At 73.2% G+C, this 25,120-nt stretch carries 21 protein-coding genes; 5 read left to right on the top strand and 16 right to left on the bottom strand.

Features of this window, described 5'->3' with window-relative positions:
* Positions 1–80 precede the first annotated feature (80 nt).
* The 3 genes from zwf to pgl all read left to right on the top strand — a co-directional run bounded on the left by zwf (position 81) and on the right by pgl (position 3,671).
* Positions 81–1,598, top strand: a complete 1,518-nt coding sequence (gene zwf, locus ACI791_RS13975) for a glucose-6-phosphate dehydrogenase (RefSeq protein ID WP_456586586.1) — start codon at positions 81–83, stop codon at positions 1,596–1,598.
* A gap of 118 nt (positions 1,599–1,716) precedes the next feature.
* Positions 1,717–2,859, top strand: coding sequence for a glucose-6-phosphate dehydrogenase assembly protein OpcA (locus ACI791_RS13980; protein ID WP_456586587.1), 1,143 nt, complete (start codon positions 1,717–1,719; stop codon positions 2,857–2,859).
* Positions 2,856–3,671 (top strand): 6-phosphogluconolactonase, encoded by an 816-nt coding sequence (gene pgl / locus ACI791_RS13985; protein ID WP_456586588.1) that lies wholly within the window; start codon positions 2,856–2,858, stop codon positions 3,669–3,671. Before ACI791_RS13980 ends, pgl begins: the two co-directional genes overlap by 4 nt.
* Positions 3,672–3,677: 6 nt before the next feature.
* Here the strand turns inward: pgl and ACI791_RS13990 are convergent, their stop codons facing one another.
* The 13 genes from ACI791_RS13990 to ACI791_RS14050 form a co-directional block, all read right to left on the bottom strand.
* Entirely contained in the window at positions 3,678–4,019 is a 342-nt protein-coding gene (locus ACI791_RS13990; protein ID WP_456586589.1) for an RNA polymerase-binding protein RbpA, read from the bottom strand.
* 176 nt (positions 4,020–4,195) lie between these two features.
* A complete protein-coding gene (secG, locus tag ACI791_RS13995; protein WP_456586590.1) occupies positions 4,196–4,429 on the bottom strand; it encodes a preprotein translocase subunit SecG in 234 nt (77 codons plus the stop codon).
* 150 nt (positions 4,430–4,579) lie between these two features.
* Positions 4,580–6,352 (bottom strand): ABC transporter substrate-binding protein, encoded by a 1,773-nt coding sequence (locus ACI791_RS14000; protein WP_456586591.1) that lies wholly within the window; start codon positions 6,350–6,352, stop codon positions 4,580–4,582.
* 48 nt (positions 6,353–6,400) lie between these two features.
* Positions 6,401–7,210, bottom strand: coding sequence for a triose-phosphate isomerase (gene tpiA / locus ACI791_RS14005; protein ID WP_456586592.1), 810 nt, complete (start codon positions 7,208–7,210; stop codon positions 6,401–6,403).
* A 13-nt stretch (positions 7,211–7,223) separates the two neighbouring features.
* Positions 7,224–8,417, bottom strand: a complete 1,194-nt coding sequence (locus tag ACI791_RS14010; RefSeq protein WP_456586593.1) for a phosphoglycerate kinase — start codon at positions 8,415–8,417, stop codon at positions 7,224–7,226.
* Entirely contained in the window at positions 8,417–9,421 is a 1,005-nt protein-coding gene (gap, locus tag ACI791_RS14015; protein WP_456586594.1) for a type I glyceraldehyde-3-phosphate dehydrogenase, read from the bottom strand. The genes ACI791_RS14010 and gap overlap by 1 nt, the downstream gene beginning before the upstream one ends.
* Positions 9,422–9,597: 176 nt before the next feature.
* Positions 9,598–10,578, bottom strand: a complete 981-nt coding sequence (gene whiA, locus ACI791_RS14020) for a DNA-binding protein WhiA (protein WP_456586595.1) — start codon at positions 10,576–10,578, stop codon at positions 9,598–9,600.
* Positions 10,579–10,712: 134 nt separating this feature from the next.
* Positions 10,713–11,681: a gluconeogenesis factor YvcK family protein gene (locus tag ACI791_RS14025; protein WP_347057208.1), complete on the bottom strand. Its 969-nt coding sequence runs from the start codon at positions 11,679–11,681 to the stop codon at positions 10,713–10,715.
* The gene (rapZ, locus tag ACI791_RS14030; protein WP_456586596.1) at positions 11,681–12,694 is read right to left on the bottom strand and encodes an RNase adapter RapZ; all 1,014 of its coding nucleotides are present in this window, start codon (positions 12,692–12,694) and stop codon (positions 11,681–11,683) included. The genes ACI791_RS14025 and rapZ overlap by 1 nt, the downstream gene beginning before the upstream one ends.
* Positions 12,691–14,721: an excinuclease ABC subunit UvrC gene (gene uvrC / locus ACI791_RS14035; protein WP_456586597.1), complete on the bottom strand. Its 2,031-nt coding sequence runs from the start codon at positions 14,719–14,721 to the stop codon at positions 12,691–12,693. The genes rapZ and uvrC overlap by 4 nt, the downstream gene beginning before the upstream one ends.
* 142 nt (positions 14,722–14,863) lie before the next feature.
* Positions 14,864–15,169, bottom strand: coding sequence for a hypothetical protein (locus ACI791_RS14040; protein ID WP_456586598.1), 306 nt, complete (start codon positions 15,167–15,169; stop codon positions 14,864–14,866).
* A gap of 202 nt (positions 15,170–15,371) precedes the next feature.
* Complete coding sequence (uvrA, locus tag ACI791_RS14045) at positions 15,372–18,269, bottom strand: excinuclease ABC subunit UvrA (RefSeq protein ID WP_456586599.1); 2,898 nt, start codon at positions 18,267–18,269, stop codon at positions 15,372–15,374.
* A 175-nt stretch (positions 18,270–18,444) separates the two neighbouring features.
* Entirely contained in the window at positions 18,445–19,893 is a 1,449-nt protein-coding gene (locus ACI791_RS14050) for an amidase (protein ID WP_456586600.1), read from the bottom strand.
* A 47-nt stretch (positions 19,894–19,940) separates the two neighbouring features.
* On the opposite strand from ACI791_RS14050, the gene ACI791_RS14055 reads away from it, so the two are divergent.
* Complete coding sequence (locus tag ACI791_RS14055) at positions 19,941–20,606, top strand: MBL fold metallo-hydrolase (RefSeq protein ID WP_456586601.1); 666 nt, start codon at positions 19,941–19,943, stop codon at positions 20,604–20,606.
* Positions 20,607–20,995: 389 nt separating this feature from the next.
* Positions 20,996–21,169, top strand: coding sequence for a hypothetical protein (locus ACI791_RS14060; RefSeq protein ID WP_456586602.1), 174 nt, complete (start codon positions 20,996–20,998; stop codon positions 21,167–21,169).
* Positions 21,170–21,178: 9 nt separating this feature from the next.
* Here the strand turns inward: ACI791_RS14060 and ACI791_RS14065 are convergent, their stop codons facing one another.
* The 3 genes from ACI791_RS14065 to ACI791_RS14075 form a co-directional block, all read right to left on the bottom strand.
* Positions 21,179–21,460, bottom strand: coding sequence for a hypothetical protein (locus ACI791_RS14065; RefSeq protein WP_347057215.1), 282 nt, complete (start codon positions 21,458–21,460; stop codon positions 21,179–21,181).
* Positions 21,461–21,546: 86 nt separating this feature from the next.
* A complete protein-coding gene (locus ACI791_RS14070; protein WP_456586603.1) occupies positions 21,547–23,592 on the bottom strand; it encodes a S9 family peptidase in 2,046 nt (681 codons plus the stop codon).
* A 276-nt stretch (positions 23,593–23,868) separates the two neighbouring features.
* Positions 23,869–25,014: a TerC family protein gene (locus tag ACI791_RS14075; protein ID WP_456586604.1), complete on the bottom strand. Its 1,146-nt coding sequence runs from the start codon at positions 25,012–25,014 to the stop codon at positions 23,869–23,871.
* Positions 25,015–25,120: the final 106 nt, after the last annotated feature.

The following is a 25,120-nucleotide window of genomic DNA, read 5'->3' on the forward strand; positions in this document are numbered from 1 at the left end:
CCTTCCCATCCGCGCCTGCCCCACCCCGCCGTCCGACCCCGCGCCGGGACGGCGGGTCACTCCGACCACGAGGACGGACGATGATTCCCAACCCGCTGCGCGATCCGCGGGACCGGCGGCTGCCCCGGGTGCCCGAGCCCTGCGCCCTGGTGGTCTTCGGCATCACCGGGGACCTGGCGCGCAAGAAGCTCCTGCCGGCCGTCTACGACCTGGCCAACCGCGGGCTGCTGCCCACCAACTTCGCGCTGCTGGGCTTCGCCCGCCGCGACTGGGGCGACACCGAGTTCGCCGAGCTGGCGCGCGACGCCGCCCGTCAGAACGCCCGCACCCCGTGGCGGGAGGAGGTCTGGGAGCGGTTGGCCGGCAGCGTCCACTTCGTCCCGGGCTCCTTCGACGACGACAACGCCTTCGACCAGCTCGCCGCCGCGCTCTCCGAGCTGGAGGGCAGCCACGGCATCGGCGGCAACGCCGCGTTCTACCTCTCCATCCCGCCGGCGATGTTCCCGACGGTGCTCAAGCAGATGCAGCGGACCGGCATGGCGGAGAACACCCCCGGCCGCTGGCGTCGGGTGGTGGTGGAGAAGCCCTTCGGCACCGACCTGGCGTCCAGCCGGGAGCTCAACGAGCTGGTCGACTCGGTGTTCAGCGCCGAGGACGTCTTCCGCATCGACCACTACCTGGGCAAGGAGACCGTCCAGAACCTGATGGCGCTGCGGTTCGCCAACGAGCTGTTCGAGCCGGTCTGGAACGGCCACCACGTCGACTCCGTCCAGATCACCATGGCCGAGGACGTCGGCATCGGCGGCCGGGCGGGTTTCTACGAGGAGACCGGAGCGGCCCGCGACGTCCTGCAGAACCACCTGCTGCAGCTGCTGGCGCTCACCGCCATGGAGGAGCCGGTCGAGTTCTCCGCCGACGAGATCCGCACCGAGAAGCTCAAGGTGCTACGGGCGATCTCGCTGCCCGAGGACCTGAGCTCCTTCGCCATCCGCGGCCAGTACCAGCAGGGCTGGCTGGCCGGGCAGCGTGCCCACGGCTACCGGCAGGAGGAGGGCGTCGATCCGCAGTCGACCACCGAGACCTACGCCGCCGTCCGCCTGGGCGTCGAGACCCGTCGCTGGGCCGGGGTGCCGTTCTACCTGCGCACCGGCAAGCGGCTCCCCCGCCGGGTCACCGAGATCGCGCTGGTGTTCAAGCGTGCGCCGCACCTGCCCTTCGCCGACACCGACACCGAGGAGCTGGGCAACAACCAGCTGGTGGTGCGCGTGCAACCCGACGAAGGGGTCACACTCAAGTTCGGGTCGAAGGTGCCGGGCAGCGTCATGGAGGTCCGGGACGTCGCCATGGACTTCCTCTACGGCGAGCAGTTCACCGAGACCAGCCCCGAGGCCTACGAGCGCCTGCTGCTCGACGTCCTGCTGGGCGACGCCACGCTCTTCCCCCGCAACGCCGAGGTCGAGGCCTCCTGGGCGGTCATCGATCCGCTGGAGGAGTACTGGCAGGGCACCGAGCCACACCCCTACCGCGCCGGCGAGTGGGGCCCCCGGGCCGCTGACGAGATGCTCGCGGCCGAAGGCCGTCGCTGGCGGCGACCGTGAGGCCCGCACTCCCGCGCCCCCGTCGATCGGAGAAGGCACTGATGACCGAGCGTGCGAGGTCGTTCAGGAGCAGGGCACCCATGCGGACGGTGCCGACGAGCGCCAGCGAGGAGGCACCGTGACGACGCTGTGGGACACCACCGGATCGGCCGTGGTGAAGGAACTGGCCGCCCAGCGCCGCACCGGAGGCGCGGTGCTCTCCGGCGTGGCGCTGACGCTCGTCGTCGTCGCCGAGGAGAGCCGGGTGACCGAGGCGGAGGAGGCGGCGACGCACGCCGCGGAGATGCATCCCTGCCGGGTGCTCGTCGTGGTGCGCCGGCAGATCGACGCCCCCGGCCCCCGGCTGGACGCCGAGGTGCAGATCGGCGGCCGGCTCGGCCCGGGCGAGGCCGTCGTCATGCGGATGTACGGCCGGCTGGCCCTGCACGCCGAGTCGGTCGTGCTGCCGCTGCTGGCCGCCGACGCCCCCGTCGTGACCTGGTGGCACGGGGTCCCACCGGAACGGATAGCCCGGGACGCGCTCGGCGTCTTCGCCGACCGGCGGATCACCGACAGCTCCCTGGCCGAGGATCCGCTGGCCTGCCTGCGGACGCGCGCCGAGGACTACGCCCCGGGCGACTCCGACCTGGCCTGGACCCGCAGCACCGGCTGGCGCTCGGCGCTCGCCTCCACCCTCGACTCGGTGTCCGGCCGGCGTGGCGACCCCGTCCGCGTGCTCACCGGCACGATCGAGGGGGATCCGCGCAACGCCACCGCCCGGCTGCTGGCCGGCTGGCTGTCCTCGCGCTCCGGCTGCGCCGTCGACATCACCGAGGCGACCCGCAGCCCCGGGCCCAGCGGCGTGGCCGCGGTCAAGCTGTCCCTGGACCAGGACGAGGAGGTGGAGATCCGGGCCGACCGCCGGGGCGGCGCGCTCATCTCGCAGCCCTTCCGTCCGGACTCGACCGTCGCCCTTCCCGAGCGGCCGCTCGGGGACCTGCTGAGCGAGGAGCTGCGCCGGCTCGATCCCGACGAGCCCTACAGCGAGGCCCTGGAGGCAGCTACCGGCCTGCACGGGTTGTCGGATCGGCCCGCGGTCCGCGAGCTCGTGTGGTTCGACCCCGCCGCCCCCGAGAGCGACGACGAGCAGCGGCCGGTTCCGGCACCCACGGTGCCGGGTGACTCGGAGGACGCCGACGAGGTCGCCGAGAGCGGGGAGCACGACGGCGACGCCGCCGGCGACCCGGACCCCACGACCGGCGAAGGAGCCCTGACCTCGTGAGCTCCTCCCCCGGCGACCGCGCCGCGGCCGAACTCGCCGACGGCGCGGCACCTGTACCCGACGTCGTGATCGAGCCCGACGCCGACCGGCTGGCCCGCGCAGCCGCCGAGGCGCTCGTCGCCCGGCTCGCTGCTGCCCAGGCGGTGCACGGCACCGCCTCGGTCGTCCTGACCGGCGGCGGCATCGGCATCGCCGTCCTCGAACGGGTGGCCGGCCTCGCCGCCGAGCCGGTGCGCGAGACCGTCGACTGGACCGCGGTGGACGTCTGGTGGGGCGACGAGCGGTTCGTCCCGGCCGACGACGCCGAGCGCAACGAGAAGCAGGCGCGGACGGCGCTGCTGGATGCGGTGGGGGTCCCGCCGGAGCGGGTGCACGCGATGCCGCCCTCCGACGGCGACTTCCCCGAACCCGAGGACGCCGCCACCTGGTACGCCGATCAGCTCGCCGCCGCGGCTCCGGAGGGGCAGGTCCTCCCCCGGCTCGACCTGCTGCTGCTCGGCATGGGCCCGGAGGGGCACACCGCCTCGATCTTCCCGGCCTCCCCCGCCGCGCGGGACGAGCGGCCGGTGGTCGCGGTGCGGAACTGCCCCAAGCCACCGCCCACCCGGATCAGCCTCGGGTTCCGCGCGATCAACAGCGCCGAGGAGGTCTGGCTGCTCGTCTCGGGTGCGGGCAAGGCCGCCGCCGTCGCCCGCGCACTGGCTGGCGCCGACCCGCAGGAGCTACCGGCCGCCGGGGTACACGGCACCCGCGCGACGAGGTGGCTGCTCGACGAGGCCGCGGCCGCCGAGCTGCCCCGCTCGCAGGGCTGACGCCCCTCAGCCCCCGCGACGGACGCGGAGCCGGTCCAGCGCCTCCTGCAGGAGCGCGTCACCGTCGGCGTCGCTGCGCCGCTCGCGCACGTAGGCCAGGTGCGTCTTGTACGGCTCGATGCGGGGAGCCGGCGGCGGTGCGGCCTCGTCCTGCCCGGCCGGCAGACCGCACCGCGGGCAGTCCCAGAACTCCGGGACCTCGGCCTCGCTCGCGAGGACGAGCCGGGTCTCGTGCCCGTTCCCGCACCAGAACGGGATGCGCCGACGGGGTGCGGACTCGCCGCGCTCGACCTCGCCCATCGGACCTGCACCGACCCGGCTACCCCGGATCGCGTTCCCACCAGTCACGTGTGCCCCCTGATCGTCGGTCCAGGTCGCGGCGGCGCGAACCGCCGCGCGGGCAGTCTAGGGCGAAATGGCGCGCTGGCCGGTCACGATTGCGCGCCGGATGCGGAACGTGCTGGCAGGGCCCTTCTGCGGGGTCCCACCGCGACCCTGCGAGTGGGGGGCAGGAGGCGCGTGGCTCAGTTGGCCTTGATGAGGATGCCCAGGCCGACGATGCACACCGTCCAGATCAGCGCGGTCAGCACGGTCAGCCGGTTGAGGTTCTTCTCGACCACCGACGACCCGGACAGCGACGAGGACACCGAGCCGCCGAACATCGAGGACAGACCGCCGCCCTTGCCGCGGTGCAGCAGGATGAGCACGATGAGGAGCAGGCTGCTGAGGACCAGCAGCACGTTGAGGACCAGCTCCATTGACCTCTCCGGAAGGCTCGACGACCGGCGACGGACGCCAGCTCTCGCCCCGAGACTAGCCGACGCCGACCGCAGTCCCCGTCAGCGGACCCGTTCCGCCGTCCGCTTCCGTGCTCCGCTCCGCTCCTCGCGGCGAGGCTCCCGCAGCTGTCAGCGGACCCCGGCCGTGGCGACGTCGTACCCGTCGTACGGGCGCATGACCACGCCGTTGCGGAGCCGCTGCCCGGACACCAGCTGGATGCGGGTCTCCGCCAGCGGGACGTAGGCCCCGCTCGCCCGCGCCGCCTCGGCGACCTGCGCCCAGTCGGCGTCCCCCGCCCGCGCCTGGTCGACCAGCGCGTTGATCTCCGGGTCGTCCAACCGCGCGTAGTTCGGGTTCCCCACTCGGGCGATGCTGCGACCGGCGACCAGCGGCTCGAGGAAGGAGCCCGCCGTCGGGAAGTCGGCGGTGCGGGTGGCCAGCACGAGCCCGTAGCCGCTCCGGGCGACGTTGTCCGGGTTGCCGACGTCGGTGGCGTAGAAGGTCGCCGGGTCCAGCGGTCGGACCTCGACCTCGATGCCGACCGCACCGAGCTGACCGGCGATCTCGTCGGCGACGTCGACGCTGCTGCGCACGTCCGGCACGGCCAGGACGGTCGAGAAGCCGTCGGGCCGGCCGCACTCCTCCAGGGCACTCCGCGCAGCGCCCGGATCCGGCCCCGCCTCGGTGACCTCGGGGCCACCCGCGAGCGCGCGCGGCCAGAGCTGCGAGCTGCGCACCGCGTCCACAGCACCGCCCAGCGCCGACTGGACCGCCCGCCGGTCGACGGCGGCGGCCACGGCCGCCCGGCAGGCCGGGTCGTCCATGGGCGCCACGTCGGTGGGCAGCGCGAGCAGGCGGACGGCGCCGGTCGTCACGTCGTCCACCCGGTCCAGCAGGGCGACGTCGTCACCGGACAGCCGGGCGGTCGTCGCCGCCTGCACCCCCGTGCCGGAGATGTCCAGGTCCGCGGAGCCGGCCAGCAGCGCCTGGTCGCGCGCCAGGCCGGAGAGCCCGGTGCGCACCTCGACCCGGTCGGGCAGTGCCGTCCGGACGTCGTCGGTCGCCGGGTCCCACTCCGGGTTGGGCTCCAGCACGATGCCGGTCTGCGGGTCGACCGAGGTGATCGCGTACGGCCCGGAGGACACCGGGTCGGCGCCGTAGTCGCCACGGGTGTCGGCCTCCGCCGGCACCGGGCTGCTGGACGGCAGCGCGAGGACGTAGGGCAGGTTCGGCTGCGGAGCGCGCAGCCGGAAGATGATCGTGCGGTCGTCCGGCGTCTCGATCGAGGTGAGGACCGGATCGTCCTCCTCGGTGGAGTACGGCCCCGGATAGGGGTTGGCCGGGTCGTCGAGGAGGTTCACCAGGTAGGTAGGCCCGCCGACGATCACGTCGGAGGCGAACGACCGGGCGATGCCGTACTTCACGTCGCCGCTGGTGATCGGCCGACCGTTCTCGAACCGGACGCCCTCGCGCAGGGTGTAAGTCCAGCTGAGGCCGTCCTCCGACACGGTGCCCAGGTCGGTCGCGAGGTCGGGCACCAGCTCACCGGTGGCGCCGGGTTCGCTGGAGAAGGTGACGAGCGTGCGGGTGTAGAGGCGCATCAGGTTCCAGACCCCGGGCAGATAGGAACGTTGCGGGTCCAGGCTGTCGACGGTCGGCGCAACGACGCGCAGGGTGCCACCGCGCTCGTCCGACGGGGAGCGGACGCCCTCGATGCCGGCGTCGGGGCCGTCGGCCAGCACCGGGACGTCGGCCCGCCCGCCGCCGCTGCCCAGGCAGCTGACCGCGAGTACGAGGACGAGGAGGATCACGGCTGCCGCGGCGGCGATGCGCCGCCAGGGCCGGCCCCGTGCCCACGGCGGCAGCCGGTCGGCCAGCCGGTCCCGCGTCTGCTGCTCCACGCTGCTGCCCGCCCCCACCCGTGTCCGGCCGGCGGCGGGCAGCAGGGTTCAGCTACCGCCGGCGGCGATCCGACAGATCTGCGCGAACTCGTCGGCGTCCAGGCTGGCACCGCCGACGAGCGCGCCGTCGATGTCCGCCCCGGCCAGGATCCCGGCCGTGTTCGCGGCCTTCACCGACCCGCCGTAGAGGATACGGACGCTCGAGCCCGTCTCGTCGCCGAAGCGCTCGGCGAGCCGCGCCCGCAGCGCGCCGCAGACCTGCTGCGCGTCCTCGGGTGTGGCGACCTCGCCGGTGCCGATCGCCCACACCGGCTCGTAGGCGATCACCAGACCCGCGACCTGCTCGGCCGTGCGGCCCTCGAGGGCCGCGTCGAGTTGGGCGGTGCAGTGCGCGACGTGGGCGCCGGCCTTGCGGACGTCGAGCCCCTCTCCCACGCAGAGGATCGGCACGATGCCGTGCCGCAGGGCCGCCTGCACCTTGGCGGCGACGACGCCGTCGTCCTCGCCGTGCCGGGCTCGCCGCTCGGAGTGGCCCACCGTGACGTACTGGCACGCGAGTGCGCTGAGCATCCCGCCGCTGACCTCACCGGTGTAGGCCCCGGAGTCGGCGGCCGAGAGGTCCTGGGCGCCGTAGCCGATCGCGAGCTTGTCGCCGGTGACGAGCGTCTGCACGCTGCGCAGCGCCGTGAACGGCGGGAGGACGACGACCTCAGCGGTGTCGAGCTCCTTCTCCTTGAGGGAGAACACGACCTTCTGGACCAGCCCGATGGCCTCCAGGTGGGTCATGTGCATCTTCCAGTTGCCGGCGATGAGCGGTCGGCGCCCCTGCCGGGCGGGGGTGGGACGGGTGCGTGCCATGTCCGCTCCCCGCTCAGTCGGCCAGCACCGCGAGGCCCGGGAGGTCCCGGCCCTCGAGGTACTCCAGCGACGCGCCGCCACCGGTGCTGATGTGCCCGTAGGCGTCCTCGTCCAGGCCCAGGACGCGGACCGCCGCCGCCGAGTCACCGCCGCCGACGACCGACAGGCCGTCGACCGCGCCGACCGCCTGCGCGACGCCCCGGGTACCGGCCTCGAAGGGGGCGAGCTCGAAGACGCCCATCGGGCCGTTCCAGAACACGGTGCGGGCGTCCCCGAGCATCGAGCCGAAGATCTCCACCGTCCGCGGACCCACGTCGAGGCCCATCTGCCCGTCCGGTATCCCGGCCGCGTCGACCACCGTGGTCTCCGCCTCCGCGCTGAACTCCGGGGCGCAGACGACGTCGACCGGCAGCACGATCCGGTCGCCGGCCTCGGCGAGCAGCCGCCGGCAGGTGGCGATCTGGTCGGCCTCCAGGAGCGAGTTGCCCACCCCGTGACCCTGGGCGGCCAGGAAGGTGAAGCACATGCCGCCGCCGACGAGCAGCCGGTCGACCTTCGGCAGCAGCGCCTCGATGACCGCGAGCTTGTCGCTGACCTTGGAGCCGCCCAGCACGACCACGTAGGGCCGCTCGGGCTCCGTGGTGAGCCGGGTGAGCACCTCGAGCTCGCGGGCGACCAGCCGCCCGGCCGCGTGGGGCAGACGCTCGGCGACGTCGAACACCGAGGCGTGCGCGCGGTGGACCGCACCGAAGGCGTCGTCGACGTACACGTCGGCGAGGGCGGCCAGCCGGTCGGCCAGCGCGGCCCGCTCGGCGTCGTCCTTCGACGTTTCCGCGGCCTCGAACCGGACGTTCTCCAGCAGCAGGACGTCCCCGTCGCCGAGGGCGGCCGCCTTGGCCTGCGCGTCGTCGCCGGCGACGTCGGCAGCCAGCGGAACGGTGGTGCCGAGCAGCTCGCCCAGGCGCGCGGCGACCGGCGCGAGGGAGAACGCGGGATCGGGCGTGCCCTTGGGCCGGCCGAGGTGGGCGGCGACGATCACGCGGGCGCCGCCGTCGCGCAGCGCCTGCAGGGTCGGCAGGCTCGCGCGGATCCGGCCGTCGTCGGTGATCGAGCCGGTCGTCTTGTCCAGCGGGACGTTCAGGTCGGCGCGCAACAGCACGCGCCGACCCGAGACGCCCTCGGCGAGGAGGTCGTCGAGCGAACGCATCAGAGGGACTTGCCCACCAGCGTGGTGAGGTCGACGAGCCGGTTCGAGTAGCCCCACTCGTTGTCGTACCAGCCCAGCACCTTGGCCATGGGCCCGAAGACCTTGGTCAGCTTGGCGTCGTAGATGCACGACGACGGGTCGGTGACGATGTCGGAGGAGACGATCGGTGCGTCGGTGTAGGTGAGGTACTTGCCCAGCGGGCCGGCGGCGGCCTCCCGGTAGGCGGCGTCGATGTCCTCGGCCGAGGCCTGCGTGGCCAGTTGGACGGTGAGGTCGGTGGCCGAGCCGGTGGGGACGGGCACGCGGATGGCGTAGCCGTCGAGCTTGCCCTTGAGCTCGGGGAGGACCAGGCCGATGGCCTTCGCGGCGCCGGTCGAGGTGGGCACCATGTTGAGGGCGGCGGCGCGGGCGCGGCGCAGGTCCTTGTGCGGGCCGTCCTGCAGGTTCTGGTCGGCGGTGTACGCATGGATGGTGGTCATCAGGCCGCGCTCGATGCCGAACGCGTCGTTGAGGACCTTGGCCAGCGGCGCCAGGCAGTTGGTGGTGCACGAGGCGTTGCTGATGATCGTCTGCGAGCCGTCGTACAGGTCGTCGTTGACGCCCATGACGATCGTGATGTCGTCGTCGGTCGCCGGCGCCGAGATGATGACCTTCTTGGCCCCGCCGGCGTCGACGTGCTTGCGGGCGTCGGCGGCCTTGGTGAAGAAGCCGGTGGACTCGACGACGACGTCGACGCCGAGGTCGCCCCACGGCAGGTTGGCCGGGTCCCGCTCGGAGAGGACCTTCATGGTCTTCCCGCCGATGGTGATGCCATCGCCGTCGGCCGAGACGTCCTTCGTGAGGACGCCCAGGATGCTGTCGTACTTCAGCAGGTGGGCCAGGGCCTCGTTGCTGGTCAGGTCGTTGACCGCGACGATCTCGATGTCCTGACCGCTGGCGGCGGCGGCACGCCAGAAGTTGCGGCCGATCCGGCCGAATCCGTTGATGCCTACCCGGACCGTCACTGCAGACCTCCACTGTCGCCGTTGACGCTGTCGCGTTCGGGACCGTGCGGCGCGCGGTCCCGCTCCGGGCCGACCCTATCGGTCGCCGCCCGACCCGGCTGGCCCCTGTCGATCAGGTCGCCTGCTCGACGAGGCTCCTCACCCGGCGTCGGCGTCCGGGCGGAAGGGTCCTCCGGCTACTGCGTGAGCATGTCGTCGGTGACGACGGACTCCGTGTCGGGGATCCCCAGATCCTTGGCCCGCTTGTCGGCCATGGCCAGCAAGCGCCGTATGCGGCCGGCGACGGCGTCCTTGGTCATCGGGGGGTCGGCGCGCTGGCCCAGCTCCTCGAGCGAGGCCTGGCCGAACTCCAGCCGCAGCCGGCCGGCCACCAGCAGGTGCTCCGGGGCGTCCTCGCCGAGAATCTCCAGCGCGCGCTCGACCCGCGCGCTCGCGGCCACCGCGGCCCGGGCGGAGCGGCGCAGGTTGGCGTCGTCGAAGTTGGCGAGCCGGTTGGCGGTGGCCCGGACCTCGCGGCGCATCCGCCGCTCCTCCCAGGCCATCACCGCGTCGTGGGCGCCCATCCGGGTGAGCAGCGCGCTGATGGCGTCACCGTCCCGGACGACGACCCGGTCGGCGCCCCGGACCTCGCGCGCTTTCGCGGCGATGCCCAGGCGGCGGGCGGCGCCGACGAGCGCCATGGCCGCCTCCGGGCCGGGGCAGGTGACCTCCAACGACGAGGACCGGCCCGGCTCGGTGAGCGAGCCGTGAGCGAGGAAGGCACCCCGCCAGGCGGCCTCGGCGTCGCTGAGGCTGCCGGACACCACCGACGGCGGCAGCCCCCGGACGGGGCGCCCGCGCTGGTCGACCAGGCCGGTCTGCCGCGCCAGGCCCTCGCCGTGCTTGGCGATGCGGACGAGGTAGCGCACCCCACGGCGGATGTTGCCGCCGGCCAGCACGCTCACCCCGCTCGTGTAGCCGTAGACCTCGCTGATGTCCCGGCGCAGCCGACGGGCGACCGAGCCGGTGTCGAGCTCGGCCTCGATGACCACCCGCCCACCGACGATGTGCAGGCCACCGGAGAACCGCAGCAGCGCGGTCACCTCGGCCTTGCGCTCGGAGGTCTTGGTGCACTCCACCCGGGAAAGCTCGTCCTTCACCATGGCGGTCATCGCCATGCCGTCCACCCCCACGTTCCCCCGGGGTATGCCGCCCCCGCACTTCGGGTCAGCGCCATGTACGCCGTCCCCCCGTCCCCTCGTGCCGGCCGGCCGGCCGTACACCCGCTACCCGCTCGCTCACGCCCACTCGTTCACCGCATCCCGACCACGGAGGCCAGCGCCGCCGACAACCGCGCGGGATCGTGCCGCGGAGCGCCGTCCGGCTCGGCCACCGGCGCCAGGAGGAGCTCGGCGCCGGTCCCGCGGACTGCGTCAAGCAGACCACGGCGGTCAACCACTGATTCCACGTCCGCGATCACCGTGTGCAACGCCACCCCGCCCAGGTGCGCCCGCAGCACAGCCAGATGCTCCTCCGGGGAGAACCCGTCCGTCTCACCGGGCTGCGGCTCCAGGTTCAGCACCACCACCACCCGAGCCCGCGCGGCGGCCAGGGCGGCGCGCAGCCGGGGCACGAGGAGGTGCGGCAGCACAGAGGTGTACCAGGAACCCGGGCCGAGCGAGACCACGTCGGCCGCCGCGATCGCGTCCAGCACCGCTGGGTGCACCGCCGGATCGGCCGGCGCGAGGCGGATCTCCCGGACCCGTCCCGGCGTGGCGGCGATCGCCACCTGCCCCCGGATGGTGCGCACCGGGGCGGGGTCGTCCCGGTCGGCGGTCTCCACGCGGGCGACGAGATCGAGCGGCTCGTCGGCCATGGGCAGCACCCGCCCGCACGCCCCGATGAGCGCACCCAGCTCGTCGAGGGCCCGCACCGTGTCACCACCGTGCATCTCGGCCAGGCCGGTGAGCAGCAGGTTGCCCACCGGGTGCCCGGCCAGGACGCCGCTGCCGCCGAAGCGGTGCTGGAACAGCGACGCCAGCGTCCGCTCGCGCTCGGTGTCACCGGCGAGCGCGGCGAGGGCCATCCGGAGGTCTCCGGGGGGCAGGACCGGCATCTCCCGGCGGATCCGGCCCGACGAGCCGCCGTCGTCGGCGACGGTGACCACGGCGGTCAGCTCCGGGGTGATGCGGCGCCAGGCGGCCAGCGCCGCGGCCAGGCCGTGGCCGCCACCGAAGGCGACGACCCGGGGCGGCCGCCCCGAGGACGTGGTGCCGCCCACTACTCGCGGCCCAGGTCACGGTGCCGGGCGACGGCGGCGATGCCCTCGGCGCCGAGCCGCCGGGCGAACTCCTCGGCGATCGCGACGCTGCGGTGCTTGCCCCCGGTGCAGCCGACCGCGAGCGTCAGGTAGCGCTTGCCCTCGCGCCGGTAACCGGGCAGGAGGAGCCGGAGCACCTCGGTGTACCGGTCGAGGAAGTCGGCGGCGTCGTCCTGCCCGAGCACGTAGTCGCGGACGTCGGCGTCCCGGCCGGTGTGCGACCGCAGCTCCGGGACCCAGTGCGGGTTCGGCAGGAACCGGGCGTCGACGACTAGGTCGGCGTCCAGCGGCAGGCCGTACTTGAAGCCGAAGCTCATCACCGTCGCGGTGAGCGGCGGCGTGCCGCCGTCGCGGGCGAAGGCGTTCTCCAGCGTGGCCCGCAGCTGGTGGACGTTGAGGTCGCTGGTGTCGACCCACAGATCGGCCTCGCCGGCGATGCCGGTGAGCAGGGCGCGCTCCTCGGTGATCCCGTCGGTGAGCGTGCCGCTGCCCTGCAGGGGGTGTTCCCGCCGGTTGGACTCGTACCGCCGGACGAGCACCTCGTCCCGGGCGTGCACGTACACCACCCGGGGCCGGTGCCCGGCGTCGGACAGGACGCGGATGGCCTCCTGGAGGTCGCTGGAGAAGGCCCGGCTGCGGACGTCGACGACGGCGGCGAACCGGCGGAGGTCGCCGCGGGCGCCCAGCTCCACCATCGGCAGCAGCAGGGCCGGGGGCAGGTTGTCGACGACGAACCAGCCGAGGTCTTCGAGCACCCGGCCGGCGCTGTTCTTGCCGGCCCCGGAGAGACCTGTGACGACGACGACCTCCAGCGGCGCCGTCTCGGTGCTCGCCGGGTCGAGCGCCGGTGAGACGCCGTTCTGCGGCCCGGCCGCGGCGGCCGGTTCCGCTCCCGGGGGAGCGTCGGCGCCCGTCGTCTTGCCGGCGTCCCCGCGGGCGTCGGCCGCCGCCCCCCGCTCGGTGCCGGCGGTCACGAGGCCACCCGGCCCACCTCGGCGGTGTCGCCGGAGCCCGCACGCGCGGTGCCCTGGTCGGCGGGGCCCTGCGGGGCCAGCGAGGTCTCCGTCGCCTCCGGCTCCTGCGGTGCCCGCGCCGGCTCGGCGACCGCCATCTGCACCGCCTCCGCCGTCCGCCGTCCGATGCCCGGCACCGCCATCAGCTCCTCCACTGTCGCCGCGCGAAGCCGCTTGAGCGACCCGAACTCCTTCATCAGCGCCTTCCGTCGTGCCTCCCCGAGCCCGGGGACGTCGTCCAGGAGCGACACCAGCATGCCGGTGGACCGCTTCTGCCGGTGGTAGGTGATGGCGAAGCGGTGCGCCTCGTCGCGCACCCGCTGCAGCAGGTAGAGCGCCTCCGAGGTGCGCGGCAGGATCACCGGATCGCTCTCCCCCGGCAGCCACACCTCTTCCATGCGCTTGGCCAGCCCGCACACGGCGACGTCGACGATGCCGAGCTCGTCGAGCGACCGGGCGGCCGCGGCCACCTGCGGGGCGCCGCCGTCGACGACCAGCAGGTTCGGCGGGTAGGCGAACCTGCGCGGCCGCCCCTCCTCCGCGGCGATGCCCTGCTCGTCCTTGCGGTCGGCCTCGTCCTTGAGATGACGGGCGAACCGCCGGCGGACCACCTCGGCCATCGCGGCGGTGTCGTCGGTTCCCTCCGTGACGGAGAACCGGCGATAGTCGGACTTCTTCGCCAGACCGTCCTCGAAGACGACCATGGACGCCACCACGTTGGTGCCCTGCACGTGGCTGATGTCCATGCACTCGATCCGCAGCGGCGCGTCGGGCAGCTCCAGCGCCTCCTGGAGCTCTGCGAGCGCCAGCGAGCGGGCGGTGAGGTCGCCGGCGCGCTTCACCCGGTGCCGGGCGAACGCCTCCTTGGCGTTGCGCTCCACGGTGTCCATGAGGCTGCGCTTGTCGCCGCGCTGCGGCACGCGCAGCGACACCCGGCCGCCGCGCAGCTCCTCCAGCAGCTCGACGTACACGTCGGCGTCGTCGGGGAGCTCGGGGACGAGCACCTCGCGGGGAACCGCCTCGCCGGCCTCTCCGACCCCGGTCTGCTCGTCGACGCCGCCGTAGACCTGCAGGAGGAACTGCTCCACCAGCTCGCCGGTGGTGACCTCCTCGACCTTGTCGATGATCCAGCCGCGCTGGCCGCGCACCCGCCCGCCACGGACGTGGAAGACCTGGACGGCGGCCTCCAGGTCGTCCTGGGCGAAGGCGACGACGTCGGCGTCGGTGCCGTCACCGAGGACGACGGCCTGCTTCTCCATCGCCCGCTTGAGCGCCCCGATGTCGTCGCGGAGCCGGGCCGCCTTCTCGTACTCCATCGCCTCGGCGGCCTCGACCATCTCCCGCTCGAGGCGCCTGATCATCGAGTCGGTGCGGCCGGCCATGAAATCGCAGAAGTCGTCGACGATCCCCCGGTGCTCCTCGGCGCTGACCCGGCCGACGCACGGGGCGGCGCACTTGCCGATGTAGCCGAGCAGGCAGGGACGGCCGATCTGCCCGGCGCGCTTGAAGACGCCGTTCGAGCAGGTACGCGCCGGGAAGACGCGGGTGAGCGTGTCGAGGGTCTCCCGGATCGCCCAGGCGTGGGCGTAGGGGCCGAAGTAGCGCACGCCCTTCTTCTTGGGCCCGCGCATGACCTGCAGCCGGGGGAACTCCTCGTTCAGCGTCACGGCCAGCGACGGGTAGCTCTTGTCGTCGCGGTACCGGACGTTGAATCGCGGGTCGAACTCCTTGATCCAGTTGTACTCGAGCTGGAGGGCCTCGACCTCGGTGCCGACGACGGTCCACTCGACGCTCGACGCCGTCGTCACCATCTGGCGGGTACGGGGGTGCAGTCCGGCCACGTCGGCGAAATAGCTGTTCAGGCGCTGGCGGAGGCTCTTGGCCTTGCCGACGTAGATGACCCGACCGTTCGGGTCGCGGAACTTGTAGACGCCGGGGCTCTCGGGGATGGAGCCGACCGCCGGGCGGTACGTGGACGGATCGGCCATGTCCCCACATTAGGTCGGCGCACCGACACGCCGCGGAAAACCGGACCCGTCCGTCCCACGCGTCCCGTTCCGCACCTCGCCCCGCGCGCATGCCACCGGAGCGGCGCCGCAGGGGCCGCTCCGGGAACTGCTGGTGACGCGGTCAGGCCGCGGGCTGCGACCGCCGCACCGAGACGGCCGGCATGCGCGCCGCGACGGCAGAGGCGCCCCGGACGGCCAGTCGGACGCCGCGGCGGGTGAGTGCGGCGGCCGCGAGCACGCCGACCGGGACCGCGACGAAGTCGAACGCGTCGGAGACCAGGTCCTTGGTCACGACGAGCAGCGAGACCCCGAGCAACGCGACCAGCACGGTGGCCGAGAGGATGCCCGAGCCCGGCCTGCCCTTCCCCTGCCACGGTTGGCCGCAGTGGGCCATGTCCGGGTCGCAGTCAGGTGTGAGTGCACTCATCGTGACCTCCTTGCAGCAACACAGGGGGGATCCCGGTGATGTCGGTCACATGGACTGTACGCCCGATGCGACTTATCTCACAAGACGACGGCGTGCTCGCCCGCGCCCTCCCCCGGGCTGCGCGGGGCCTGTGCCGGTCGCCTCATGTCGACGGCCCGCGCTCCCCGGAGGGGGGCGCGGGCCGTCGTCTGACGCCGGTCGGTCAGCTGGCCTTCTTGCGCGCCCGCTTCTTTACCGGGCCGGCGCCGGCCGTGGCGACCGCGTCGGGGTGCAGCAGCGGCACCAGGTAGCGCCCGGTGTGGCTCTCCGGCACCGAGGCGACGAACTCCGGCGAGCCCTCGGCGACGACCGTGCCACCGCGGAACCCGCCTTCGGGACCCATGTCGATGAGCCAGTCGGCGCTCTTGATGACGTCCAGGTTGTGCTCGATGACGATCACCGAGTTGCCCTTGTCGACCAGTCCCTGCAGCACGAGCAGCAGCTTCCGGATGTCCTCGAAGTGCAGGCCGGTGGTCGGCTCGTCGAGCACGTAGATGCTGCGCCCGTTGGACCGCTTCTGCAGCTCGCTGGCGAGCTTCACCCGCTGGGCCTCACCGCCGGACAGCGTCGTCGCCGGCTGGCCGAGGCGGACGTACCCGAGCCCGACGTCGGTGAGCGTGCGCAGGTACCGGGCGATCGCCGGGATGGCGGCGAAGAAGTCCGCCGCCTCCTCGATCGGCATGTCGAGGACCTCGGCCACCGTCTTGCCCTTGTAGTGCACCTCGAGGGTCTCCCGGTTGAACCGGGCGCCCTTGCAGACCTCGCAGGGGACGTAGACGTCGGGGAGGAAGTTCATCTCGATCTTGAGCGTGCCGTCGCCGGAGCACGCCTCGCAGCGACCGCCCTTCACGTTGAAGGAGAACCGGCCCGGCAGGTAGCCGCGGACCTTCGCCTCCGAGGTCTGGGCGAAGAGCTTGCGGACGTGGTCCCAGACACCGGTGTACGTGGCCGGGTTCGAGCGCGGCGTACGGCCGATCGGCGACTGGTCGACGTGCACGACCTTGTCCAGGTGCTCCAGCCCGGTGATCGTCCGGTGCCGGCCGGGCACCATGCGCGCCCGGTTCAGCTCGTTGGCCAGGACGGTGTACAGGATGTCGTTGACCAGGCTGGACTTGCCGGACCCGGAGACGCCGGTGACGCCCACCAGGCAACCGAGCGGAAAGGTCACGTCGACGCCCTTGAGGTTGTTCTCGCGGGCGCCCTTGACCACCAGCTGCCGCGCCGGATCGGGCTGCCGCCGGACCTCGGGCACGGTGATCGACCTCCGGCCGGACAGGTACTGCCCGGTCAGCGACCGCTCGCTCGCCAGCAGGTCGGCGACCGTGCCGCTGACGACGACCTCGCCGCCGTGCTCGCCGGCACCGGGACCGATGTCGACGACCCAGTCGGCCACCTTGATCGTGTCCTCGTCGTGCTCGACGACGATGAGCGTGTTGCCCATGTCGCGCAGCCGCACGAGGGTCTCGATCAGCCGGGTGTTGTCCCGCTGGTGGAGACCGATCGAGGGCTCGTCGAGCACGTAGAGGACCCCGACGAGGCCGGAGCCGATCTGGGTGGCCAGCCGGATCCGCTGGGCCTCGCCGCCGGCCAGGGTGGCCGCCGGGCGGTCGAGCGACAGGTAGTCGAGGCCGACGTCGACGAGGAAGGACAGCCGCGCCTGGATCTCGCGGAGCACCCGCTCGGCGATCGCCTTCTCCCGCTCGCCGAGCTCCAGCGCCCCCAGCCACTGGGACGCCTCGCCGATGGAGAGGTTGGTGACCTCCGCGATCGACCGGCCGCTGAGCTTGACCGCGAGGATCTCGGGCTTCAGCCGGGTGCCGTGGCAGACGGGACAGGGCACGTCGCGCATGTAGCCCTCGTACTTGTCCCGCATGTACTCGCTGTCGGTGTCGTCGTGGCGCCGCTCCAGGAACGGCAGCACGCCCTCGAACGCGGCGTAGTAGCTGCGCTCGCGGCCGTAGCGGTTCTTGTAGCGGACGTGCACCTGGTCCGGCGAGCCGTGCAGGATCGCCTTCTGCACCTTGGCCGGCAGCCGCTCCCACGGGTCGTCCATGGAGAAGCCGATCTGCTGGGACAGGCCGGTGAGCAGCCGGGTGAAGTACTCGTTGCTCATCGAGCTGGCCCACGGCGCGATGGCACCCTGGTTGAGGCTCTTCCCCGGGTCGGGGACGACGAGCTCCGGGTCGACCTCCTTGCGGGTGCCGATGCCGGTGCACTCGCTGCAGGCGCCGAAGGGCGAGTTGAAGGAGAACGAGCGCGGCTCCAACGCCTCGAACGACAACCCGTCGTCGACGCAGGCGAGGTGCTCGGAGAAGGTGCGCTCCCGCTCCGGGTCGTCCTCGGGCAGGTCGACGAAGTCGAGGACGACCAGGCCACCGGCGAGGCCGAGCGCGGTCTCCACCGAGTCGGTGAGCCGGCGCTTGGCGCTCTCCTTCACCGTGAGGCGGTCGACGATCACCTCGATGCTGTGCTTCTCCTGCTTCTTGAGCGTGGGCGGCTCGGTCAGCGGGTGCACCGTGCCGTCGACGCGGACCCGGGAGAAACCCTGGGTCTGCAGCGAGCTGAACAGGTCGACGTACTCGCCCTTGCGCGCCCGGACGACGGGGGCGAGCACCTGGAAGCGGGTGCCCTCCACCATGGCGAGCACCTGGTCGACGATCTGCTGCGGGGTCTGCCGCGAGATGGGCTTGCCGCAGTTGGGGCAGTGCGGCTGGCCGGCGCGGGCGTACAGCAGCCGCAGGTAGTCGTAGACCTCCGTGATGGTCCCGACCGTCGACCGGGGGTTGCGGTTGGTCGACTTCTGGTCGATCGACACCGCGGGCGAGAGCCCCTCGATGAAGTCGACGTCGGGCTTGTCCATCTGCCCGAGGAACTGACGGGCATAGGCCGACAGCGACTCGACGTAGCGGCGCTGCCCCTCGGCGAAGATCGTGTCGAAGGCGAGGCTCGACTTGCCTGATCCCGACAACCCCGTGAACACGATGAGCGCGTCACGGGGAAGGTCGATGTGGACGTCCTTCAGGTTGTGCTCTCGGGCGCCGCGGACGACGAGCCGGTCCATGTGATCCCTGTCGGTCGCTGGTGGATGCCACCTGGTGGATGTGGCGGTGGAGCGGTGCGCGGCGGCCGTCGGTCCCGGCCCCGGTTCACCCGGTGCAACACCGGCGCTACTCGCCGTCGTCCACCAGGCGGTGTGACCTGCGCCCGGTCTCCGGGACCGGCATGCCGGGGCGCGCTCAGCCGGGCGGGGCGGCGGCTGCCGTCGTGGGGTCGAAGACCGGCGCGTACCGGCGCCAGGGCTGCCGGACCTCCAACTCTCCGGCGACCCAGAGTAGACGCTCCTCGGCACCGGGCGGGCCGACGAACTGGACGGGGACCGGGGGCCCGCCCGGCCGCGCGGCGGCCGGGAGGACCGCGGCGGGGATGCCGGCCAGGTTCCAGGCCGCCGTCCACGGCGCCCACCGGGCGTTGGCCGTGATGTTGGCCAGGAACGACCGCTCGTGCCAGGGCCGCGCCGCCAGCGGGGGCCCGGTGGTGACCGGCGTCAACAGCAGGTCGACGTCGTCGAACCACCGGATCATGCGCTCGCGGAACCGCTCCTGGGTGCGCGGCCGCACGAGCCCCAGGCGCCGGACCAGCTGGCCCAGCCGCGCATGGGTGCGGCTGCGGGGCTGCAGGTCGGCGCGGTCGATCCCGAGGAACTCTGCGTCGTCCTCGGCCCCGGCCATCCAGCGGACGAGCGCGCCGGCCGCCGCGGCGGGCGTGATCGGCGGGGTGCGGGGGACGACGGTGTGCCCCGCCTCGCGCAGCTGGGCGACGACCGCGTCGACCGCGGCCCGTGTGGCGGCGTCGGCCCCGAGGCCCGGTAGGGGCGACCGGGTGCTGACCGCGATGCGCAGCGGCCGGCCCGGGGCGGGCGGCGCCGCGGGCTGCTGCCCGGCCAGGACGGCGTGCACGACCGCGAGGTCGGCCACCGTCGTGGCCAGGGCCCCGTTGACGGCCATGCCCGACCAGTCGTCGGCACCGATCCCCCCGGGGACGACGCCGATCCCGGGCTTGAGCGCCACGAGGCCACAGGCGGCGGCGGGCAGCCGGAGCGAGCCCATGCCGTCGTTGCCGTGCGCCACCGGCACCGACCCGGATGCCACCGCTGCCGCACTCCCACCGGAGCTGCCGGCGGGCGAGAGCGCGGTGTCCCAGGGGTTGCGGGTGACGGTGCCGGGCCCGTCGGTGGCGGCGTACAGGCAGAGCTCGGGAGCGCGGGTGATCCCGACGACGACCGCCCCCGCCTTGCGCAACCGGGTGACCACCTCGTGGTCCTTCCGTTCGGGGCCGGACCGGCGGGCCGGCGAGCCGTCCGTGCAGGTCTCCCCCGCCACGGGGACGTTGTCCTTGATCGCGACGGGGACCCCTGCCAGCGGCAGCGCGAAGCGGGTCAAGCTGGCGTCGACCGCCGCGGCCTCGGCGAGCGCGGCCTCGCGGCGGACCACGCGGAAGGCCCCGACGCGCGCGTCGACCGCCTCGATGTGGTCGAGGTGGGCGCGCACCACCTCGACCGCCGTCAGCTCCCCCGCCCGGACCCGGGTGGCGATCTCCGTGGCCGTCAGGCCGACGACCGGCGTCCCGGCCCGCCCCCCGTCCCCGGCGCCGCCCTGAGCGGTGCCGACACCTCCGCTAGCGTCCATAGCTGGACCGTAACGGCGGTCACCGACACTTTCCGAACGGAGTCCCGATGAGCACCCCGACCTATACCGGGAACGTCACGGTGGGTGGCCCCGCCGACGTGCGCGAGCTGCCCGGGCTGACGATCAGCAAGGTGGCGGTGAGCGAGATGGCGAACAACGCCTACCTGCTCCGCGCCACGGCCACCGGCGAGGCGCTGCTGATCGACGCCGCAGCGGAGCCGGAGACGCTGCGGGCGCTGATCGGGGACGCGGACCTGCGCACCGTCGTCACGACCCACGGCCACTGGGATCACCACCGGGCCCTGCCCGACGTCGTCCGGGAGAGCGGCGCGGTGACGGTCGCCCACCCGGCCGACGCAGCGGACCTGCCGGTCGCCGTGCGACGTCCCGTGGAGCACGGCGACACCGTGGCGGTCGGGGACCAGGTGCTGGAGGTCGTGCACCTGCGCGGGCACACGCCCGGGAGCATCGCGCTGGTGTGGCGCGGCCCCGGCGACGCGGGCGTCCACGTGTTCACCGGCGACAGCCTCTTCCCCGGGGGTCCTGGAAGGACCACACATCCCGAGGATTTCCGCTCCCTCATGGACGATCTGGAGGTCCGGATCTTCAGCCGGATGGACGACGGAACCTGGGTCTACCCGGGGCATGGCAAGGACACGACGCTCGGCGCCGAGCGTCCTCACCTCGGGGAGTGGCGCGCCCGCGGCTGGTGATAGGCGTCATCCCCTAGCTCATCAGACCCCCGTTCAGCCGGAATGAACTTCGCCTGGGAGGCACCATGCCAAGAAGAAGAACACCCACTTACCCCTGGGGACATGCCTCCTATGGCAGCCGCGATGAAGCACTACGGCATGCTGCGGACCAGGCAGGAATCGACTACGAAAGTCACCGCGAGGAACTCCTTCGCCGGTGGATCAAGGCGCTCAGCGAGGACCACAACATTCCAGACCTGGAGATGATGAGCGAGGGCGAGCTGCAGTCTCACATCAAGCAGCCAGCGACAAGGCTGTCAACGCAGTCATGCATAGAACGCCTTCAGGGGATCGCGTACGGGATGTCCCGCTAGGCAGTCCTGCCCTGATAGCCGCCGTTCCCCGGGGGTGTGGGGAACACCCAGAAGGACCCGGGCCGCTTCACGAGCCTGATCGACGACGTCGAGGAGCGGCTGTTCGCCGTCCTGCCCGACGACGCGTGGATCTACCCCGGCCACGGGAGCGACACGACGATCGGCGCCGAGCGCCCGCATCTCGCGGAGTGGCGCGAGAGCGGCTGGTGACCTCCGGGGTCAGTCCTCGGTGAAGAGCCCGACCAACTCGTCCGCGGTGCCGGGGACGTGCAGCGGCAGCACCGAGATGGTCCAGTCCGGCTGCCGTTCGTCGACGCCGAGCGCCAGGTCCCAGGCCGCCCGGGGCGTCAGCGGGCCGAAGCACGCGTCGTCGCCGTCCTCGCCGAGGTCCACCTCGACGAGCCACTGGTCCGAGAGGTCCGCGGCGAGCTCGGCGAAGTCCGGAGCCGCGTCGTCGTCGGGCTCCGGGCTGTCGATCCGTACCGGGTAGATGAGCGCCATCCTGCGCACGCTAGGCGCTTCCGGTCCCCGGGACACCTCCTGCGTCCCACCGGCCGGCTGACGTGGTGCCGCGCCACCGTCAGCGGTCAACCCGTGACTCCGTGACCGTGCACGTGGTCGCGCGCGAGCCGGCCGCCACCGGCCGCCTCCTCGACGGTGCCGCGCTCGTCGGCGGGTAACGCCTCCGTGGTGGGTGGGAGCCAGCGCGCCCACCACCGCAGGAGGTGCTCGAAGCGCGCCAGCCGGTGCCTCGGCCGCCCGGTGCGCGGCAGGTCGTGGCCCTCCCCCGGGAACAGCAGCAGCTCGGCCGGCACCCCGCGCCGCGCGAGTTCCACGTAGAGCCGCTGGCCCTGTTCCAGGGGCACCCGCCGGTCCTCCTCCGCGTGGACGACCAGGGTCGGCGTGCTGATGACGTCCGCGTGCTCGAGCGCGCTCTGCGCGGCCGGCCGCTCGGGGTCGGCGCCGAGGTACTGGTCGGCCAGGTGCCAGCCGACGTCGGAGGTCCCGACGAAGCTGGCCGGATCGGTGAGCGCGCCCTCCACCGCGGCGGCGGCGAACCGGTCGGTGCGCGCGATGACCAGGGTGGTCAGGTACCCGCCGTAGCCGCCACCCAGGACGCCGACCCGGTCCGGGTCGAGCGCCGGGTCGGTCAGCGCCGCGTCGAGGAAGGCCAGGACGTCGTCGGCATCCGGCCCGCCCCACGCGCCGCGGATCGCACGCTCGTGCTCGGCGCCGTAGCCGGAGGATCCCCGGGGATTGCACCGGACCACCGCGTAGCCGGCGGACACGTGCACCTGGGTCTCGTCGCACAGCCCGCGGTCGTACTGGCGGAACGGGCCGTCGTGGACCGTCAGGATCACCGGGTGCGGGCCCGGCCCCGGCGGCGTGGTCACCCAGCCGTGCACCGGGTGGCCGTCCGGTGCGGAGGCGGTGCGCTCCTGCGCCCGGTGCAGTCGGCCGGTGGCGCCCAGGTCGCGGCCGAAACCGGTGAGCAGCCGGCGTCCGGCGCCGGTGATCGCGAGCAGCTCTCCCGCCGACCGGTCGTGCGCCACGGTGGCGACGACGACCCCCGCGGCGGCCGCGACGCCCCGCGCCACGAAGGGTCCGTCGACCAGCGTCTCGGGTGCACCGCCGTCCAGCGGCACCCGGAGCAGCTCGACCGTCCCCCGCCGCTCGACGCCCACCAGCACGGCACCGTCGGCCAGCACCGTGGCCGCAGTCGAGTCCCCCCGCCGGTGCACCTCGGGGTCGAGCAGCGGCTCCAGGGGCCCACCCGCGGCGGGCATCCGGCAGGGCACCGCCGGCCGGGCGACGGGGTCCGCCCGGTCCGGGCCGAGGTCGGGGACGGCGGTGACCAGGAGGGACGTGCCGTCCGGGGTGTAGACGGGCTGCGTGCAGTCGGCGCGGGAGTCGGTGAGGCGGCGCAGGCCCGTGCCGTCGGGCCGGACGGCGTGCACGTCGCGGACCAGGTCCCGGCCGGCGCGCTCGTGGCGGACCGAGACGAACGCGAGCTCCCCCGCGTCAGGGCGCCAAGTGACGTCGGTGCAGTCGGCGTCGCCGCTGGTGACCTGGACCGGCCGGGGTCGCGGGGCAGCGTCGTCGACGAAGTCGGCCGGCAGGGCGACGACGAACACCTGGCTGGGCCGGTCACGCACGAAACCCACGCCGTCGAGCCGGAACACCGGCGAAGTGATCAGCCGGGGCGCCTCGGCGCCCGCGTGGACGCCGGGCACCGTGCCGTAGCGCCCGTGCTCGGGCACGCGCGCGGCGTAGGCCAGGCGCCGGGAGTCCGGTGCCCACACCGGCGGCCCTGCGCCCAGCAGGTGGTCGGTCAGCCGGCGCGGGGCGCCGCCGGCGGACGGCAGCACGTGGAGTTGCGGCCGGCTCCCGGCCTCCGCGCCCAGGTAGGCCAGCCACCGCCCGTCCGGGGAGAACACCGGGTCGGTGTCCCGGTGGCCGGAGGTGAGGGGCCGGGCGGGCGCGGAGCCGTCGGTCGGCACCGCCCACAGCTGGCTGCGGTACTCGTCGGTCTCCAGGTCCGGCCAGCCGACGGCCACCACGGCCATCCGCCCGTCCGGGGAGACCGTCGGCGTCCCAGGGGTGCGCAGGAGCGCGAGGTCCGTCGGCCGCATGTCGGCGACGCTAGCCGAGTGGAGTGCCGGGTCCGCCCCCGTGCGGACGCGGCCGCGGACCCGGTCGGCTCAGCGACCGGAGCAGCTCCCGCTCAGGTCCTCGCTGCCGACGGCGAACGGCTCGGCCTCCGCGGCGGGCCGTGGCGGGCACTGAAGACGATGATCACCGGGATCGAGAGCCTCCTGGGTGACCTGCATCCCGGGACGGCGCTCCGGGTCAGGCGGCCGACGCCGCCCGAGGGGGATCAGCCCACCCCGGGCGGCTCCGGCCTCGGCTCACTCCTTCGAATGCTCGTCGCGGGACGTCACCGGGGCGGACCTCGGGTCCGGCGGCCCGTCCCCGCGCCCGGGGGTGTCGAGCCCGTCATGGCTCCCGGGGGCGGCCACGTTGCGCCCGGTCCGGTCGGCGCCCGGGTCCCCGGCGTCCGTCGGGCTGGCGTAACCCTCCAGCCGATCCCGCTTGTTCTTGGCCAGGCTGGCGAGGGTGGTCACGAGCAGGGTGACCAGGATGACCGACAGGGAGAGCCAGGTCGGGATCTCCGGCACCACCGTGACGTGCTCCCCGCCGTTGATGAAGGGCAGCTCGTTGGTGTGCAGCGCATGGATGAGCAGCTTGATGCCGATGAAGCCGAGGATGACGGCCAGGCCGTAGGCCAGGTAGACCAGGCGGTCCAACAGTCCGTCGATGAGGAAGAACAGCTGGCGCAGCCCCAGCAGCGCGAAGGCGTTCGCGGTGAAGACGAGGTACGTCTCCTGGGTCAACCCGAAGATCGCCGGGATCGAGTCGACGGCGAAGAGGATGTCGGCGCTGCCGATGGCCACCAGTGCGATCGCCAGCGGCGTGATGTAGCGCTTGCCCTGGATCTTGGTCAGCATGCGGTCGCCGTGGAAGTCGTCCGTCGTCGGCACCGCCTTGCGGGTGAGCCGGAGGAGGAAGTTCTCCTTGAACTCCTCCTCCTCCTCGTGGCCACCGCTGCGCGCCTGGGCCCAGGCCGTGTAGATCAGGAACCCGCCGAAGATGTAGAAGATCCAGCTGAAGTTCTCGATCGCGGCAGCACCGATGAAGATGAAGATCGTCCGGAGCACGAGCGCGAAGGCGATCCCGAACAGCAGCACCTTCTGCTGCAGCGCCCGGGGTACCGCGAAGCTGGCCATGATCAGGACGAAGACGAACAGGTTGTCCACCGACAGGCTCTTCTCGGTGATGTAGCCGGCGAAGTACTCGCCGCCGTACGTGCCGCCGTAGGCCCACAGGACCAGCAGCCCGAACAGGACCGCCACCCCCACGTAGATGGCCGACCAGGTGGCCGACTCCTTCAAGGTCGGAGCATGCGGGGTGCGCACGTGCCCGTAGAAGTCGAAGACGAGCATCCCCACGATCGCGCCGACCGTGACAGCCCACACCCAGAAGGGCACGTCCATGGCAGATACCTCCGGAATACTGGCAGTCGTCAGTGACCGGAGGTCTCTCCCGCCGCACGCGCCCTGCCCGTGCGACCGGCAGCGCCGGGGGCCCTGACCCTGGATG

The organism is Blastococcus sp. SYSU DS0973 (assembly GCF_054051055.1).

Coding starts and splice junctions, on each gene's coding strand:
- zwf (WP_456586586.1), top strand. CDS start 81: ATGATTCCCAACCCGCTGCGCGATCCGCGGGACCGGCGGCTGCCCCGG.
- secG (WP_456586590.1), bottom strand. CDS start 4,429: ATGGAGCTGGTCCTCAACGTGCTGCTGGTCCTCAGCAGCCTGCTCCTC.
- tpiA (WP_456586592.1), bottom strand. CDS start 7,210: ATGGCACGCACCCGTCCCACCCCCGCCCGGCAGGGGCGCCGACCGCTC.
- ACI791_RS14010 (WP_456586593.1), bottom strand. CDS start 8,417: ATGCGTTCGCTCGACGACCTCCTCGCCGAGGGCGTCTCGGGTCGGCGC.
- whiA (WP_456586595.1), bottom strand. CDS start 10,578: ATGGCGATGACCGCCATGGTGAAGGACGAGCTTTCCCGGGTGGAGTGC.
- uvrC (WP_456586597.1), bottom strand. CDS start 14,721: ATGGCCGATCCGTCCACGTACCGCCCGGCGGTCGGCTCCATCCCCGAG.
- ACI791_RS14040 (WP_456586598.1), bottom strand. CDS start 15,169: ATGAGTGCACTCACACCTGACTGCGACCCGGACATGGCCCACTGCGGC.
- uvrA (WP_456586599.1), bottom strand. CDS start 18,269: ATGGACCGGCTCGTCGTCCGCGGCGCCCGAGAGCACAACCTGAAGGAC.
- ACI791_RS14050 (WP_456586600.1), bottom strand. CDS start 19,893: ATGGACGCTAGCGGAGGTGTCGGCACCGCTCAGGGCGGCGCCGGGGAC.
- ACI791_RS14055 (WP_456586601.1), top strand. CDS start 19,941: ATGAGCACCCCGACCTATACCGGGAACGTCACGGTGGGTGGCCCCGCC.
- ACI791_RS14065 (WP_347057215.1), bottom strand. CDS start 21,460: ATGGCGCTCATCTACCCGGTACGGATCGACAGCCCGGAGCCCGACGAC.
- ACI791_RS14070 (WP_456586603.1), bottom strand. CDS start 23,592: ATGCGGCCGACGGACCTCGCGCTCCTGCGCACCCCTGGGACGCCGACG.
- ACI791_RS14075 (WP_456586604.1), bottom strand. CDS start 25,014: ATGGACGTGCCCTTCTGGGTGTGGGCTGTCACGGTCGGCGCGATCGTG.